The sequence below is a fragment of the Bacillus sp. SSR7 genome, assembly GCF_055902415.1.
On record NZ_JBVVXV010000012.1, the window covers coordinates 129,229 to 146,034 of the forward strand.

13 protein-coding genes are annotated in these 16,806 nt (G+C 37.2%); 3 read left to right on the forward strand and 10 right to left on the reverse strand.

Translation table 11 applies throughout. The features are described 5' to 3' along the window. Positions 1-11: 11 nt before the first annotated feature. The 6 genes from addA to AC0NJG_RS19960 form a co-directional block, all read right to left on the reverse strand. The gene (gene addA, locus AC0NJG_RS19935; RefSeq protein ID WP_474063324.1) at positions 12-3,737 is read right to left on the reverse strand and encodes a helicase-exonuclease AddAB subunit AddA; all 3,726 of its coding nucleotides are present in this window, start codon (positions 3,735-3,737) and stop codon (positions 12-14) included. Beyond that, on the reverse strand, positions 3,734-7,249 hold the full coding sequence (addB, locus tag AC0NJG_RS19940; protein WP_087951641.1) for a helicase-exonuclease AddAB subunit AddB: 3,516 nt from the start codon (positions 7,247-7,249) through the stop codon (positions 3,734-3,736). The genes addA and addB overlap by 4 nt, the downstream gene beginning before the upstream one ends. Positions 7,250-7,365: 116 nt before the next feature. Next, on the reverse strand, positions 7,366-7,929 hold the full coding sequence (gene lepB, locus AC0NJG_RS19945) for a signal peptidase I (RefSeq protein WP_000751900.1): 564 nt from the start codon (positions 7,927-7,929) through the stop codon (positions 7,366-7,368). Positions 7,930-7,985: 56 nt separating this feature from the next. After that, complete coding sequence (locus AC0NJG_RS19950; protein ID WP_048553998.1) at positions 7,986-8,579, reverse strand: TVP38/TMEM64 family protein; 594 nt, start codon at positions 8,577-8,579, stop codon at positions 7,986-7,988. Between the two features lie 348 nt (positions 8,580-8,927). Next, positions 8,928-9,524 (reverse strand): DUF4306 domain-containing protein, encoded by a 597-nt coding sequence (locus AC0NJG_RS19955; RefSeq protein WP_087951639.1) that lies wholly within the window; start codon positions 9,522-9,524, stop codon positions 8,928-8,930. 239 nt (positions 9,525-9,763) lie between these two features. Continuing rightward, the gene (locus AC0NJG_RS19960) at positions 9,764-10,345 is read right to left on the reverse strand and encodes a competence protein ComK (RefSeq protein WP_044792696.1); all 582 of its coding nucleotides are present in this window, start codon (positions 10,343-10,345) and stop codon (positions 9,764-9,766) included. Positions 10,346-10,629: 284 nt separating this feature from the next. Between AC0NJG_RS19960 and AC0NJG_RS19965 the strand changes: the two genes are divergently transcribed. Both AC0NJG_RS19965 and AC0NJG_RS19970 read left to right on the forward strand, forming a co-directional pair. Continuing rightward, complete coding sequence (locus tag AC0NJG_RS19965; RefSeq protein WP_087951638.1) at positions 10,630-10,815, forward strand: hypothetical protein; 186 nt, start codon at positions 10,630-10,632, stop codon at positions 10,813-10,815. 319 nt (positions 10,816-11,134) lie between these two features. Then, positions 11,135-11,347, forward strand: a complete 213-nt coding sequence (locus AC0NJG_RS19970; RefSeq protein WP_000412670.1) for a hypothetical protein — start codon at positions 11,135-11,137, stop codon at positions 11,345-11,347. A 189-nt stretch (positions 11,348-11,536) separates the two neighbouring features. Here the strand turns inward: AC0NJG_RS19970 and cspA are convergent, their stop codons facing one another. Next, positions 11,537-11,740, reverse strand: a complete 204-nt coding sequence (gene cspA / locus AC0NJG_RS19975) for an RNA chaperone/antiterminator CspA (RefSeq protein ID WP_000301518.1) — start codon at positions 11,738-11,740, stop codon at positions 11,537-11,539. A gap of 353 nt (positions 11,741-12,093) precedes the next feature. Between cspA and AC0NJG_RS19980 the strand changes: the two genes are divergently transcribed. Then, the gene (locus AC0NJG_RS19980; RefSeq protein ID WP_173601720.1) at positions 12,094-12,885 is read left to right on the forward strand and encodes a phosphotransferase; all 792 of its coding nucleotides are present in this window, start codon (positions 12,094-12,096) and stop codon (positions 12,883-12,885) included. 122 nt (positions 12,886-13,007) lie between these two features. Here the strand turns inward: AC0NJG_RS19980 and aceA are convergent, their stop codons facing one another. The 3 genes from aceA to AC0NJG_RS19995 all read right to left on the reverse strand — a co-directional run bounded on the left by aceA (position 13,008) and on the right by AC0NJG_RS19995 (position 16,747). Beyond that, the gene (aceA, locus tag AC0NJG_RS19985) at positions 13,008-14,285 is read right to left on the reverse strand and encodes an isocitrate lyase (RefSeq protein WP_000787354.1); all 1,278 of its coding nucleotides are present in this window, start codon (positions 14,283-14,285) and stop codon (positions 13,008-13,010) included. Positions 14,286-14,308: 23 nt separating this feature from the next. Further along, on the reverse strand, positions 14,309-15,898 hold the full coding sequence (gene aceB, locus AC0NJG_RS19990; protein ID WP_087951635.1) for a malate synthase A: 1,590 nt from the start codon (positions 15,896-15,898) through the stop codon (positions 14,309-14,311). 189 nt (positions 15,899-16,087) lie between these two features. Beyond that, complete coding sequence (locus tag AC0NJG_RS19995) at positions 16,088-16,747, reverse strand: S-layer homology domain-containing protein (protein ID WP_087995371.1); 660 nt, start codon at positions 16,745-16,747, stop codon at positions 16,088-16,090. Positions 16,748-16,806 lie beyond the last annotated feature (59 nt).

Genomic DNA, 16,806 nt, shown 5'->3' on the forward strand with positions numbered 1-16,806 from the left:
TTTAAGTTCCTCTATTCTTCGATTTTTACAACATGATTGCCATCAAAGAAGTATAAACATTTCTCTTTCACAGGGTGTTGTAAGCTTTTCTCGAGCGCTTTTGCATATAACGAAAGCTGCACTTTATATCGCTCTTCTAAAATTGGCTTCGCCTGATCAAATCCGCCTGGGAATTTTCCTGCAATCGTATCCGTTTTGAAGTCGATTAACGTAATACCGTCTTCCTCTTCGATCATGCAGTCAATAACCCCTTGGACAAGAATGGATTCCCCGCTCTTCCCTTGCCAATCTTGATATGCTTCTTCTGCTGCAAGCATCATCGTAAATGGCACTTCACGCTCAACACTTTTCGCCGCTAATACCCGTTTACCTAGGTCACTATCAAAGAATGAAATTACTTTTTCAATTGCTATTTCTTCTGCTTGTTCAAATGTTAATAATTCCTTATTTACCATTCCCGCAATTTGCTCTTGAAGAACTTCAACCGTAATCGGCTTCTTCAAGTCAACATGCTGCATAACAGCGTGAACTGCCGTACCTCTTTCAGCGTATGTTAATCCCTTTTTCTCCATAAAACGAGGACGTGTTTTAATTGGTGCACGTAATTTTTTAATAAAGGCATTATCGCTACCTTCTTCAGATTGATAATTTCTCTTTATTTCTGTAACAGACTGCTTCGCACGATGAGATGTCGCTTCCTCATATCCGTACTTCCACATTAATCTATCGTACACCTCTTCTTTCCGTTCACTTTCTAACGGAACGGCCTTTTTCTCACGAAGTGCTTCTAACAATTCTTGTTTCTCTTCTTGAACGGGCTCTGGCGCAAGTAACGTGTTTCCGTCAACAACTTCTACTTTCCAGCTCGCACTATACCCATAAATTTCATCTGGAATGCTCCCTTGTCCTAATTCAAGAAGTATTTCACTATCACGGTGTCTATATAATGAAGGTGCAATCCAGTCTAAGTAGCAAGACGCTCCGGCACGTATATGATCTGGTAATAACCATTCACTATGCTCCCTCGCATCCAGCCATTTTTCCATTTCCTTAGTTGCATCCTTAACTGTTCCGATTAAAATTAACTTCTCTTTTGCACGTGTTAATGCTACGTATAATACGCGCATTTCTTCCGCAATTAATTCCATTTTCATTTTACGCTTAATCGCAAGTTGCGATAATGTCGTATATTTAATTCGTTTACGAGGATCGATAAATTGCGAACCAAAACCGAAGTCTTTATGCAGTAAGAAACGTTTCATTAAGTCTTGTGTATTAAAGCGGCGACCTAGTCCAGCGACAAATACGACTGGGAACTCAAGTCCTTTACTTTTATGAATTGTCATAATGCGAACGACATCTTCTTGTTCACCTAAAGCTCTCGCCGTACCCATATCATCACCGCGTTCTAAAATACGCTCAATAAAACGCAAGAAGCGGAATAATCCTCTAAACGACGTTGCTTCATATTGTCTTGCGCGGTCATATAGTACACGCAGGTTTGCTTGTCTTTGCTTTCCAGCTGGTAAACCGCCAACGAAATCGTAATAACCTGTCTCACCGTACACTTTCCAAATTAAGTCAGAAAGAGACTGTTGGCGCGCGAATGCACGCCATCCTTGCAGTAAGTTGTAGAACCATTCTAATTTATCATGTAGTTCTTTTTCTTCTTCAAGCGGTGCCCCTTTTAAGAATGAGCTCATTACTTCATAAAACGAGCCTTTCTTCCCATGAGCACGAAGCGTCGCAAGTTCTTCATCATTTAGTCCAACAATTGGTGAACGAAGCACTGCTGCAAGCGGAATATCTTGCATCGGATTATCAATAACGCGGAAGACGTTCATCATAATATTTACTTCTGTCGCTTCAAAGTAACCAGTCGCAAGATCAGCGTATACTGGAATTCCTTGCAGCTTTAACTCTTCCATAATTTGCGGTGCCCACGGCATGGAGCGAAGCAAAATAACGAAGTCGCGGTATTGTACAGGGCGCATACTATCCGTTTTACGATCATACACTTCATAACCCGAATCGACCATCGCTTTAATGCGCTGCGCCATAAGACGAGCTTCAAGCTGCGCCTTTTCTACTTCCGCACCTTCTTCACCGTCTAATACTTCTTCTTCCGTTTGCTGAATGCATATTAGTTCAGCTGCTACATCTTCACCTTCTGGATAGGTAGCACCTAACTTTAATTCAGCGTCAGCATCGTAATCGATTTCCCCAACTTCTTCACCCATAATTTGTTTAAAAATAAAGTTCGTACCCGCTAACACTTCATGACGACTACGGAAGTTTTTCGCTAAATCAATCTTCATTCCGCCGCCTAATCCTTCTTGCGTGAAGCGTTTATACTTTCCTAGGAATAATCCTGGTTCTGCTAGTCGGAAACGATAGATCGACTGCTTTACGTCACCTACCATGAACAAGTTTCCTTCACTCTCAGAATCTTTCGTTACAAACTTAATAATCGATTCTTGTACGAAGTTCGTATCTTGATATTCATCGACTAATACTTCAGCAAATTTATTGCGATATTGAAGCGCTACAGCTGATGGCTTCATTTCACCGTCTTCACTTTGTTCACTTAAAATTTGTAAACAGAAATGCTCTAAATCTGTAAAATCAACCATTCCTTTATCTCGTTTCATCGCTTGGAAACGTTCTGTAAATACTTTTACGAGCTGAACAAGCTTTTCTAATACAGGATGCATATCTTGAAAATCTCGTAAGAAACTTTCAGGTTTGCGGCTAAATAGCTCTTCTTGTAGTTTCTTCACTTCATCTTTCGCCTTATTACGAAGAGAGTCTACTTGTTTGACAATGTCTTCGTTATAATCACTTTTCTTAATACGCTTTAACGTTTGCCACGATACGTTTTGCATCGCTTCATACACGCTTGTCCATGACTCACGAGCAGCTGATGATAACGTTCCAAGTAAAGCTAAATCCGCTTGCAGTGTTTCAACGCGAGGCGCTGGACCGTCAGGGAGCATTGCGAGCTCTGTCGCTTTACGAATATGCTGTTCTGCTGTTTCAAGCTGGAATTTCACATCTTCTAATAAGTAGGAAGCGTACACTAAATCTTCAATTGTCTTTCCTTCCACATCGTATGCTTCTACTAATTTATCAAGCCATTTTTCCGGATTTGGATGTGCTCTTGATTCTGTATGAAGCGCTAAAATCATACGTTGTAAATCATCGTCACTACGGTCACTCGTATAACGATCAACAAGTTCAAAGAATATCGTATTATCTTCAATTCCATACTCTTCTTCTAATATGTCATCTAGCACTTCTTCTTTTAACAATTCATTTTCAGTTTGATTCGCAATGCGGAAACGAGGATCAACATCAAGCATGTAATAGTATCCTCTAATAACTTGTAAACAAAATGAATGGATCGTTGAAATGGAAGCTTTATTTAATAAGCTCAGCTGCTTTCGGATGTGCTGAGAGCCAGGCTCATCAATTAATACTTTTTCTAACGCTTCCCCAATTCTGTTTTTCATCTCTTGCGCCGCTGCATTCGTAAATGTTACAACGAGCAGGCGGTCCACATCGACTGGGTTTTCTTCATTTATTATCTTTTTGATAATACGTTCAACTAATACCGCTGTTTTCCCTGATCCTGCTGCTGCTGCGACTAAAATATCACGCCCATTCGCTACAACGGCTTTCCACTGGTCATCTGTCCATTGACTACCTTCTGGTTTTTCAGGCCAATTTTCCATCATTCTCCGCCAACCTCCTCTCTAATTTTCTCCATCGCTTCACTATCTTTCATATCTTTTAACGTACGGAACTGGTTATCTTCAAGTGATTCATCGAACTGGCAAACCGATTTGAAGTTACAGAACGTACACGCCGCTTTATTCCCCTTTTTGTAAGGAGCAATATCGATAACGCCTTCTGTAATATCTTTCCCGATATTTTCAAACGTATGGTGTACGTATTTTTGCAGGACGTTAAACTCTTGTTCACTGGCAATACTTGAACGCGCACTAAAACTACCGTCTTTTTTCAGACCAGCAGAAATAATATCAGAGCTTCCTGTTGAAAGTTTGTTATCCATTAAACGAACAACGTCAGCATCTCCTAGTACGAGACCTTTCATTTTGAATTTCTTTAAAATTTCCTTTTCAATTTCTGCTTCAGATGCGTCACCTTTTACCTCCACAATTGGGTTATGAATGTGGAAATACAATACACCAGCTGGTGATGCCGTGCCGCCTTTTTTCATCCACGTATGCGCATTTGAAGTAACAACATCTAAATACGTTAACATTTGAAGTGCTAATCCGTAATACACTTCCGTTAAGTCTAACGCTTTTGAGCTTGATTTATAGTCAATAATACGTAGGAATGTTCCGTTTTCATCTTCTGCCTTATCAACACGGTCAATACGACCAACTACTTCCATCTTCACACCATTTGGTAATGAGAATTCCATTGGCGGAAGCGATCCTGTACCGCCCATACCGAATGGTACTTCTAAATCAACTGGTACGAAACCACTCGATTTTGCGTGCTCACGAAGAATGATTGACGTACGGAAAATGATTTGTTGTAGTTTTTGTTTTAAATAGAAATGACGGTTTGAACTTAATAAAATTTGTCTTTGTAATAACGGTGCAATTTCTTCTATTACTACAGCAGAAAGATGCTCACACTCTTTTATTGATAAATCCGCCCAAGTACGGTTTTCACGTAATAGCCTGTCCGCAATTCTCTTCAGTGCTGCATGGAATAGTTCCCCAATATCTGGCGCATCAAGTTTGAAAATATCACGCTCTCTTAACGATAAACCGTGCTGCGCGAAATGAGCGTACGCACAACGGTTAAATAACTCCATACGAGAGACGCTCCCTTTTATTTTATCTCCGTATAAATCTCTACTTACAGCTGTACTTAGCTTTTGCGCACGATTTCGGTAGAATAAGCTTGATAATACGCGGCTACTTTTTTGCTTCCATTCATCCGAAGTTACGTAGAAATTATATACATCCCACCAAAAGTCTAAATTCCCTTCAAATCCATATCGCTTCCACGTTTGAAGTTGCTGCATAACATATGACAATGTTACTTCTGGCGTTGCTACGTATGAAATTTGTTCCGAACGTGATAAATCATTTACATCATTCGTAATAAATGTATCTTTCACATCAGGGAACATTCTTTTTATTTTCTTAATAAAGCTAGATGCAAGTAAAGTCTTTCCTTCTTCATCTGCAAGCGGACATGAAATATACAATTTTTCAGTTGCTCTCGTTACCATTTGGTACATAACGAACTGTTCTTCTAATAAAGTTTGTCTCGTCGTTGGTGCGAGTTCAATACCTGCAGCGCTAAGAACATCTCTTTCCTCATCAGAAAGCATACCTTCATCCATAGGTGCTGCTGGAATCACACCTTCATTCACGCCAATGACAAATGTTGCTTTCACATTTGATAATCTAGAACGATCAATATTCGCAATTAACACTTGGTCTAATGACGGCGGAATGTTTGCGAATTGAAGCGCCTCAAGACCTGTCGACATAACGTCTGTGAACATAGAAAGTGACATTTTCTCTTCGCCAAGCATCTCAACGAACGTATCAAGAAGACTCATAACTTCTTCCCATACTTGTTCATGATCTGTCGCAAATAAGAAATCTCCGCTCTCTTCTGCACGAATACGTAATTCCTCTAACTTCTTCGGAACGTCAAGCTCTTCTAAAAATAAGTAAACAGCTTCGCACATTTGCATAACCGTTCCCGCACGCTTCAGTCTTTTTTGCATACGAATAACTGGCGTTCTTACAACGTCACGTAATCGATTTATTTTCTCTTCCATTTCACGTTCACTGTCTGTAATCATCCCGTCCGTATCGTCAAGAGAACGATAGCGACGATACATCCATGGATCTTCAGAAGTCCATCTCTTTCCTTGTACACCGTACGCTAAACAGTAGTTTTCAAACTCATCCATCTCTTCGCGCATCGTTTCTTTTCTTACGTCCAATGGATATAAAAGCTCTGTTTTCACGCAGCGAAATACTGCATCATAACGCCAATTCCCGCTAATAATCTCGAGTGCAGAACGAATGCATTCTACTAGCGGATGATGTGACATCGGGCGTTTTTCATCGATGAAGTGCGGGATATTATAATCTGTAAATAACGTTCGCATCACATCGTAATAACTTTCCCCATTACGAAGAAGAACCGCAATATCTCGGTAACGGTAGTTTTCGTCCGCCACAAGTCTACGAATTTCACGTGCAACACCTTCTACTTCAGCTCGTAAATTCGCGGCTGTATGAATCGTTACACTTGCTTCTCCGTGAAATTTTTCATTTGGTCGTGCTTCGTAGTGCGCTTCTAAATGCGCTAATGATTGCGAATGAAAACGCGGCTGTTCCATAAGTGGAATCGTTTTTTCAATTTCTATCTTCTCTTCACGTGCTACTTGTTTTATTTTTTCATACGTTAACGTCGTTTCATAAAATAAATCTAGTTCATTTACTGGTTGTGCTAACGTTTTTTCATCTAGCGTTAACGTGATTGTCACTCTCGCTCCGCAAATCATAAGCTGTCTTACAATTTCTAGCTCCTGCGGTGAGAATGAATGAAATCCATCTATATAAATTTCAGCCCCATTTACATATTCAGACTGCGGAAGCTTTTCTACTAGCAATTGTAAGTAGTCTTCTGAATCTAAATATTTTCCGATTAAAGCACGCTCGAAATCATCATATAGTAGTTGTAAATCATACACTTTATTCGCTAATAGCTTTTGTTCGGCACTGCTACTATGCGCATCTAATTGTTGCCACATTTCATATACGTTTGATGGCGTCACGTTATATCGTTTAAACTCCGCAATCATACTGCCAAGATGTTCAAAGAAACCGTTTTGCTCCGCTGCTTTTTGGAATACCGATAATCCATCTTTACGAGACTCTACAATTTTACGAAGTAACATATGTACGCCCGCTTCATCAATGTGAAGACGACTCGCTCCGCCAACTTCTTGCAATACTTTCCACGCTAATCGTGAAAAACTAAAAACTTGTGCCCGAATAGAACCTCTAACATCCTCACTACCAATTAACGCCTGCTGCGTTTGGAATGTCATCTGTTCTGGCACAAGATATAATATTGTTTCCCCTCTTGGGCGCTGTTTTAACTCTTCTTGCACTTCGTGTAAACAAAGTGTACTTTTTCCACTTCCCGCTCTACCAATCACAAATCGAAGTGACATGTAACCCCACCTTTCACTTACATAACGAACGTTAGTTTGCTATTATAATTGTATTATAGGACACGAAAAAAGACAAACGGAGTAGTTTGTCTTTTTCTATACTTCTACCTATTATATCAACCTTTTGAAAAATTCGTTTGCACCTCTTGAATTGGCCAATATCGTAAATCAACTTTACCGACAACTGTATCAGCTTTTACAAAACCAAAATGTCTACTATCCCAGCTCCCGAGGCGGTTATCACCTACTACAAAAATATATCCAGGCGGCACCGTTTTTTCCTTCGTTAACTCTTCTAGCGTAAAGTCACCTGTTAGTTGTCGTCCATTTATCTCTTTCTTATATTTCTCTAGATAAGGTTCATCTACGAATTGTCCGTTTATATATAGTTTATCATGCTTATATTCAATATGATCCCCAGGTAAACCGATAATTCGTTTTACGTAGTCCTCTTTTTTATTCGCATGAAACACAACAACATCAAACCTATTCAAGTCCCCCACTTGATAACTCACCTTATTTACAACGAGCATATTGCCATCTTGCAATGTCGGCATCATTGACTTCCCCTCTACAACATACGTTGAAAAGAAAAACGTTCGAAAAAATACAGCTAATAATACACCAATTAAAATTGTTCGTATCCACTCTATGCCTTCTTTTTTCAAAGTTTTCTTCATCCGCTTCTCCCCTTATCCTTTAATAATGAAGCTTTCCTTTACAAAGAAGACTATTCTTAATGTAGTTCTAACTTTACTTCAATTCTCTTACCGACATACCATAAAATAAAAATACCAATCGCTACAATGACTGATTTCACCGGATTATGAATAAATGACATTAAATCATGACCGATATACGTTAAAATAAAAATCATCACAAGCTTTCCGAACGCAAGCGCAAGGCCAAACTGTTTTACACTAATGCGTGATAGACCAGCGACAACATTTATAAGCGCAGACGGTGTAAACGGAAAACAAAAGATGACGAAAATCGGCGCGAACCCTTTCCTTTCAATCCATCCCATTGCCTTTCGTACTTTCTCATGCTTATTCACAAAAGAAAAGAAACGACTTCGACCAAAATGGCGGATTATGAAAAAGACAAGTAAGGCACCCATTACTGATCCAAGCCAAGAATAAAGAAAACCAAGCCAAAATCCAAATGCAACAGCATTCGCCAGTACAAATACGATAAGTGGCAATGCTGGAATTAGCGCCTCTATCATCGGTAGCCCAATACCAAGAAGTGGTCCGAACGCTTTATAGCTTTCAACAATATGATCCATATTTTCTGGTGAAAAATACTCTTTGATTGTCTGAAAATCCATTCTACACTTTACCCCTTTACTCTAAGTACTACCTCTACTGTATCATTGCCTATATGAAAGAGGAAATGGTAGATACGACATATGGAGATGTAATTATTAAGTTTCCATACCTTTCATTAGAATTCCTTCATTATTATGCTATGATAATCTATCAATATTCGACAGGATATGAAGTTAATTTAGACAACGTACCCAGATTATCACTCAATGGTTATTATAAAAAAGAAGAAGATACAGAAAGTAATAATTAGTCTTTTTTCATAAGAATAACCCTACTGCAAGTAAGGTTATTCTTATGAAAATAAGTAGCAGCGGATAATTATTTTACCTTCAAACAATTCCCCTTTTCTATTGGCTATTTCTTACAAGCAATCTTTTTAGCAAACGTACACTGTCAATCACAGTAAGTATTAACAAATATATAAAAGATAGTATTAATACTGTACTCCGAATAGGTAACATTCGAAATTTGTATAGAAACTTATCAACCATATATATATCTTGCTCATTCGTTATAGTTGCAGGAGTAAACATAAGATAATCTTTCCAATTATCTATCCAAGTTAAACTAACTGCGGAAAATTGTGTTATCCCTAACCATAAGTAAATAAAAATTGATATAAGAATCATATATTGCAAACTATGCAATATCTTTCTTTGCTTCTTGCATTCAATAATTTGAAAAACAAGCAGTGTCAGTACGTACACAATCGATAGAAGAAATACTATGGTGACAACTGGTTGAATTGAAAAAGAAAATAGTAATTTATCAATCTCACTAATTTGATTATATTCTGTAGCATTTTGAGGCGTAAAAATAAAATGTTGTTTGTCAGCCCCTATCATTAACTGACTACCAACAAAACCAGTAAACATAAAGGTAAGCAATAATATAGGCAAAACAAGAATATATTGCGCCCAAAATAACATAGTCCTTTTCAACATACCATCTCCTTTTTATACAGTATGAAAAAAATATTATGTACTTCACAAATGTAACATGATATATGTTCACACTATATTAAGTACACAGGAGAATTACCATTATATTGTAATTCTATATTATCTTAAGCCCTTAGAGAACAAAAAGTTTGTACATTTCTCTCGTTTTGTTTATAAATCTTACAACGTAAACTGGATATATAATGAAATCAAAAAGGATGAGTCACCCCATCCTTTTCCTCTCATACATCCTCTTCTCTAACAAAATACACTTTCTCATAAGCTGGTCTTAATGTTGATTCATCCCTTTGATCAATCTCTTTAAAACAAGGGCTCCCTTGTTTTTTCCTACGATCTTCATACTCCGTTCGCAATTTCGCAGTACGATTTTGTTGATTTTCAAAACTAGTTTTCGATATCTCTAACTTCACCGCAAAGCCATTTATAAATCTAATAATAAGGTTTCCATCTTTTAATTCTTTATTGCTTTCAATATAAAAATGAGATAACCACGCGCACTCTTTTCTAGAATACGAATAGGTAGGGAAAAAATAAAGTTGATCGGTCGGACTAATCGCAATTGGTGCTTTATGTGTAATATGAGTTAACTCTTTCGTTCCTTCTTTTCTGCCTAAGAAACTAGAACCATGCTTACGACAACTTCTTTCTATAATATCTAGAGGTTTTTGAAATACGAAAAAAGAGTCTTGCACTTCAACAACTCGCGTAACAATTTTCTTTTCACTGAGAATTACAGGAAGTAAGGCCATTGTATTTTTATTTACAACATAGTTTTCGACGTAGCGTTCTACTTTACTTTCCATATTCCACTATCTCCTTTTTTCTATTTATATTAGCAGCTGCATGTATAATTTTAGCATCTATGAAAAGGAAATGGCTTACAGATTCCGCTTTTTTACAATACTTTATTATTTGTCAAATACCTTTTAAATTACAAAATAAAAATATATCGTTTTTATAAAAATAAATCTATACAAAATCTATTTATACTACCTATAAATATTTACAACTACTTCCTCATTTCGCATCATTAAGACAATTAACTTTGCTATAATTAAAATAAAAATCCAATATATGGAGGTCCGCTATGGAAGAAAAAGAAATGCAACCAACGATTCACATGAAAAATAGCAGCATTGTGATCGTGAAAAACTCAGCTAGCATTATATTCGCTTTATTTTTCATTCTATTATTTTTTGCAAAGCCTTTTCGTAAATCGAAATGCTCTGAATGTAAAAAACGAGAGAAGAAAAAGGTTGAAAAAGAAAAGTAAAAGGCTTTCCATTTCGGAAAGCCTTTTACTTTTCTTCATATTTTCTTCCAAGTTTCTCTATATCCCCTTTATTTTTAATATTATTACATATTAAAAAAATGATAAAAAAATTATCCACTTCTTTAAAAGTACTTGTACGTGTTACCCGTTTTTAATTTCCATTAAGAACTTCCACTTTATACATCACTAGTAACTTTTTAATTCGTTAAATCTGCAATATAAGTTTTGTATATAATTCCATTTCAAAACACAAAATATGTAAGTGATTATTTATGATTACATTAGTTTTTTATTTAATTCCAAAAAGGAGCTGTATAATATGGAGAAAAAAAGTCTATTAAGCCAACAGATTAATAGCGCCCCATCAGATGCTCTGAATACCCCTAGTAAGGAGCAAGAACAAATGTTAGAAACATCATCTCAAGACGAACAAAATTCTAACAACAATGCTAACAAAAAAGATATGAATCAAAGCCTATATGGCGCAGATTTACCCATTTCAGATGTAGACAGAACAACCAATAAAAAATGAATTACAAAAAAAAATTAAGAACAAATAAAGTTTTACTTTCTCGTTTAGAAAGTAAAACTTTATTCAGCCCTCAATAATTGAGCGTTAACAAGCAGTTGGTCTCCCGCCGAATTTTAAGATGGAAAGACTTTCTCCACAACAAAAAAAGGATGGCAGCAGCCATCCTTTTTTCCATAATAAACTATAAAATTATAGTTTGATTACGTTTTTAGCTTGAGGTCCACGGTTACCATCTTCGATTTCGAAGCTAACTTTTTGACCTTCTTCTAGAGATTTGAAACCGTCAGTTTCGATTGCAGAGAAATGTACGAATACGTCGTTTTCGCCTGGAACTTCGATGAAACCGAAGCCTTTTTCGTTGTTAAACCATTTTACTTGTCCTGTTACTGCCATAATTATTTCCTCCTAAGAAAATACATTTTTTAAATTTTTAGTTTTCCTATCTAAAAAAAGAATCCACACATTATCAAATACGAAACATAAACTAGTTCTCACATACTTTTTCTCGTTCGTTTTCAGCACTTGATAATATATGGATTGCTTAATTTAACTATTCAACTGACATTATCATAGCACATTAAAATAAAATGTACAATCTTTTTTGAAAATAACTGACAAATTAAGTCGCGTATACAATTATAAATATCTTATTCGAACGAAAATAAACACAGTATTTGAATGCGATTACATCCTTGTTCTAAGGTGTTACAATATAATCACACAGTCTTGATAATGGAGGGGATTATATGTCAAACTACGCCAACGAAGAAAAGCTTACAGGGGGAAACGTCTCAAACGTATATCGTTCTAAAAATACTGTTCGGCGAGAATTGAGACCAGACAGTGCAAAAATTCATAAGTTATTACAGCATCTAGAAAACAAAGGTTTTCATTACGCACCAAAGTTTTTAGGTATAGATGAGAAAAATAGAGAGATTTTATCTTTTATTGAAGGAGAGGCTGGGAATTATCCTTTAAAAGAATATATGCGATCTAATGATGTGTTAAAAGAAATAGCAAAGATGCTTCGCCTTTATCATGATGCGGTAAGTGACTTTGCGTTATTAGATGAGTGGAAACCTATGGACCAAACCCCAAATAATATTGAGGTTTTATGCCACAATGATTTTGCTATATATAACATTATATTTAATAACGAGAAGCCAGTAGGGGTTATTGATTTCGATGTTGCTGCTCCTGGACCAAGAATTTGGGATATCGCTTATACGCTCTATACTTGTGTACCTTTAAGTAGAACGTATTATACAGAATCAGGCGAGGCAGTTCATTATGAATCGGCACAACATGCTGGCCGTATGAAAAAAAGAATAAAATTATTCGTCCAGTCCTACGGTAAAAGTATGGATGAAGATTACTTAGGTATGGTGTTACTGCGATTAGAAGCATTATGTACATATATGAAAAGAAAAGCAAACGAAGGCGACGTAAATTTCCAAAGAATGATTGATGAAGGTCATTTAGAGCATTATGAGAAAGATATGAAGTTTATTCGTGAGCATAGAGCTGAGTGGATTTGATCATATTGTCTTTTTTTGTCAGTAAGTCGATATTCTTTGTCGAATCGTCGATATATTTTCATTTACTCTCGAATCGTGCGAAAAATAATAAGGGGCATCCTTCAAAAAGGGGCCCCTTCCTTTTATTTCGTAAATTGTGCTTCTTCTGTAGATCCTTTTAATGCTGTCGTTGATGAAGTACCACCTGTAATCACCTGTGCTACTTCATCAAAGTAACCTGTTCCTACTTCTCGTTGATGGCGAGTTGCAGAGTAGCCGTGTTTTTCTGCTGCGAATTCTGCTTGTTGTAGTTCAGAGTACGCTGCCATGCCGCGCTCTTTATAGCCGCGTGCTAATTCGAACATGCCGTAGTTTAATGAGTGGAATCCAGCAAGTGTTACGAACTGGAACTTATAACCGTAAGATGCGATTTCTTTTTGGAAGCTCGCAATTGTTTTCTCATCTAGTTTTTGTTTCCAGTTAAATGAAGGTGAACAGTTGTATGCAAGCAATTTCCCTGGATGCTCTTTATGAATTGCGTCCGCAAATCGTTTTGCATCTTCTAAATTTGGTTCAGATGTTTCACACCAAACGAGGTCTGCGTAAGGAGCGTATGCTAAACCACGTGCAATCGCCTGGTCAAGACCTGCTTTCGTACGGTAAAATCCTTCTGGTGTTCTTTCTCCTGTAATAAACGCTTTATCAACAGGATCGATATCGCTCGTAATTAAATCTGCTGCATCCGCATCTGTTCTTGCAACGATAATTGTCGGTACTCCCATTACGTCTGCCGCAAGGCGTGCCGAAATTAAATTACGCACCGCTGTTTGCGTCGGTAGTAATACTTTTCCGCCCAAATGACCGCATTTTTTCTCTGAAGATAATTGATCTTCAAAGTGCACACCTGATGCACCCGCTTCAATCATACCTTTCATCAGTTCAAATACGTTTAATTGTCCGCCAAATCCAGCTTCTGCATCTGCTACAATTGGTACGAAATAATCTGTATCACCGCTTCCTTCCATATGCTGAATTTGATCCGCACGTTGAAGCGTTTGATTAATTCGTTTTACTACAGCAGGTACGCTATTTGCTGGATATAAACTTTGGTCTGGATACATATGTCCAGAAAGGTTTGCATCTGCTGCTACTTGCCAACCACTTAAATAAATCGCTTTTAACCCAGCTTTTACTTGCTGCATCGCTTGGTTTCCTGTTAATGCACCAAGTGCGTTAATATAATCTTCCGTATGAAGCGACGCCCAAAGCTTTTCAGCACCGCGACGTGCTAACGTATGTTCAATATCAATTGATCCGCGCAGGCGAATTACATCTTCTGCCGAATATGGACGTGTGATCCCTTTCCAACGCGTATCTAGTTCCCAGCTCTCTTGTAATTTCTCGATTCTTTCGTTTTTCATTTGTTCCATCCCCTTTTCACTTTTTATAAAATTTCATAACCCGGTAATGTTAAAAATGGTACAAATTCATCATTCCGAACGAGATTTGTAAATAACGTTGTCGCCTCTTGGAATCTCCCTTTCTTAAAGGCTTCTTTACCAATCTCTCTTTCTATTTTTGCTAACTCTTCCTCTTTTAGCTCTTCCATTAATTCAAGTGTAATATTACGGCCATCATTTAATTTTCCACCTTCATGGCGAATCCATTGCCATACTTGTGCCCTAGAAATTTCCGCTGTTGCTGCATCTTCCATTAAGTTATAAATTGGTGCTGCTCCCCGGCCGCTTAACCAAGATGCAATATATTGAATACCTACGCTAATATTCAGACGAAGACCCTCTTCTGTAATCGTTCCCACTGGTACTTCTAATAAATCCTTTTCTGTAACATGTATTTCTTCACGTTTTCTAAAAATTTGATTCGGCGTTTTCATAATGTGATTAAATACTTCCATCGCGACTGGTACAAGTCCCGGGTGGGCAACCCAAGTCCCGTCATGACCGTCTAAAGCTTCGCGCTCCTTATCCGCACGCACTTTTTCAAAAGCTGCTTCATTTGCTTCTGGATTGTTTTTAATTGGAATTTGTGCTGCCATTCCTCCAATAGCTGGTGCATTACGACGGTGACATGTTTGAATGACTTTCAAAGAATACGCGCGCATAAACGGCGCCGTCATCGTGACTTGCGCTCTATCTGGAAGTAAAAATTCATTATGATTACGGAAACCCTTTAAAAAACTAAAAATATAATCCCATCTTCCGCAATTTAATCCAGCAGAATGATCTTTAAGCTCATACAAAATTTCATCCATTTCAAACGAAGCGTGAATCGTTTCCAATAATACTGTTGCTTTAATCGTTCCGTTTGGAATACCGATATATTTTTGAGCAAATACGAAAACATCATTCCATAACCTTGCTTCTAAATAGCTTTCCATTTTCGGTAAGTAAAAGTATGGACCGCTTCCTTTTGCTAAAAGAGCTTTCGCATTATGGAAAAAATAAAGTCCAAAATCTACTAAGCTACCAGACATATTCTTTCCGTCAACTTGCATATGTTTTTCTTCTAAATGCCATCCTCTTGGGCGCACAATTAATACTGCTGTTTTACTATTTAAACGATATTCTTTTCCGTTTTCATTTTTATGTGAAATCGTTCCCTTTACTGCATCTCGTAAGTTTATTTGTCCTTCAATTGCATTTTCCCAAGTTGGTGAATTCGAATCTTCAAAATCTGCCATAAAAAGATGTGCTCCTGAATTTAAAGCGTTAATAACCATCTTTCTATCTACTGGTCCAGTAATCTCTACGCGGCGATCCTCTAAATCTTTTGGCAATTTAGCAATTGTCCAATCCGCTTCACGTATGTGCTTCGTTTCTTCTAAAAACTTCGGAAACTCCCCTGCATCAATTCTCTTTTGTTTCTCCGCACGCTTTTGTAAAAGTTCTATGCGGCGCTCATTGAAATTTCCATGTAGTTCCTTCAAAAAACTAAGCGCCTCAGGTGTCAATATTTCGTTGTACGCTGGCAACATTTCTCCGGGCAATGTAACCCGTGAAGTTTGCGTCGACATATTAGCATCCCCTTCTTAAACTGTTTTATAACAGATTTGATTTTATGTTTTATATTATATAACAAATCTTCAGAAAAGGAAGTTTTTTTGAAAATTTAATCGTTTTTTTTACGAAACTGTATCCTTTCACCGGCATTACACATAAAAAAGAAGCCAGTGTTATACAACACCAGCTTCTTGTTCTATTATTTATTCAAAAATTGTTTTAAATAAGAATTGTGCATATTGTTCACGTGTTACTTTCATGTTTGGAGCAAAGTTACCCTTGCCATCTCCTACTGAAATACCATTTGAACCTACTGCATTAATCGCATTTTCTGCCCAATGTCCTTTTGGTACATCTTTAAATCCTTTTGTTTCTTTTACTTCTAACTCATATGCTACTGTAAGCACTTGTGCCATTTCTGCACGTGTCAATGTATCTTTCGGTCTAAAGTTTCCAGTTCCATCACCATTAAAGATACCTAATTCTGTTAATACTAAAATTTCTTCTAAGAACATTGTTGATCTTTCATTAATATCTTTATATGGATTTTCAAGAATATCGCCTTCCTCGAATACTTCACTGAAATCCATTGTGCGATAAATTAAAGCGGCTACTTGTTCACGTGTTACGTTATGTCCAAAACCGAATACACCATTTCCATAACCAAGCATAATCTCGTGTTCTGCTAAAGTTTGAATTGCTTCATAAGACCAATGTCCTGCTGGTACATCTTTAAAGATCGCCTGACTTGCTTGTTGTGGCTTTGCAGCTAATTCAGCTTTTGCTGTTGTCCCTTCAGCACTAAATGCCACTCCACCCATAATTGTTAAAGCTGTTGCTACTTTTAAAAACTTTTTCTTCAAAGTATTCTCTCCCTAAAAACATATTTTTTTCTAATATAAAGAATTAATGGAAGCGTAAC

Bases quoted from the DNA above. Each gene is read 5' to 3' on its own strand.
- addA (WP_474063324.1), bottom strand. From the start codon at position 3,737: ATGATGGAAAATTGGCCTGAAAAACCAGAAGGTAGTCAATGGACAGAT.
- addB (WP_087951641.1), bottom strand. From the start codon at position 7,249: ATGTCACTTCGATTTGTGATTGGTAGAGCGGGAAGTGGAAAAAGTACA.
- lepB (WP_000751900.1), bottom strand. From the start codon at position 7,929: ATGAAGAAAACTTTGAAAAAAGAAGGCATAGAGTGGATACGAACAATT.
- AC0NJG_RS19950 (WP_048553998.1), bottom strand. From the start codon at position 8,579: ATGGATTTTCAGACAATCAAAGAGTATTTTTCACCAGAAAATATGGAT.
- AC0NJG_RS19955 (WP_087951639.1), bottom strand. From the start codon at position 9,524: ATGTTGAAAAGGACTATGTTATTTTGGGCGCAATATATTCTTGTTTTG.
- AC0NJG_RS19960 (WP_044792696.1), bottom strand. From the start codon at position 10,345: ATGGAAAGTAAAGTAGAACGCTACGTCGAAAACTATGTTGTAAATAAA.
- AC0NJG_RS19965 (WP_087951638.1), top strand. From the start codon at position 10,630: ATGGAAGAAAAAGAAATGCAACCAACGATTCACATGAAAAATAGCAGC.
- AC0NJG_RS19970 (WP_000412670.1), top strand. From the start codon at position 11,135: ATGGAGAAAAAAAGTCTATTAAGCCAACAGATTAATAGCGCCCCATCA.
- cspA (WP_000301518.1), bottom strand. From the start codon at position 11,740: ATGGCAGTAACAGGACAAGTAAAATGGTTTAACAACGAAAAAGGCTTC.
- AC0NJG_RS19980 (WP_173601720.1), top strand. From the start codon at position 12,094: ATGTCAAACTACGCCAACGAAGAAAAGCTTACAGGGGGAAACGTCTCA.
- aceA (WP_000787354.1), bottom strand. From the start codon at position 14,285: ATGAAAAACGAAAGAATCGAGAAATTACAAGAGAGCTGGGAACTAGAT.
- aceB (WP_087951635.1), bottom strand. From the start codon at position 15,898: ATGTCGACGCAAACTTCACGGGTTACATTGCCCGGAGAAATGTTGCCA.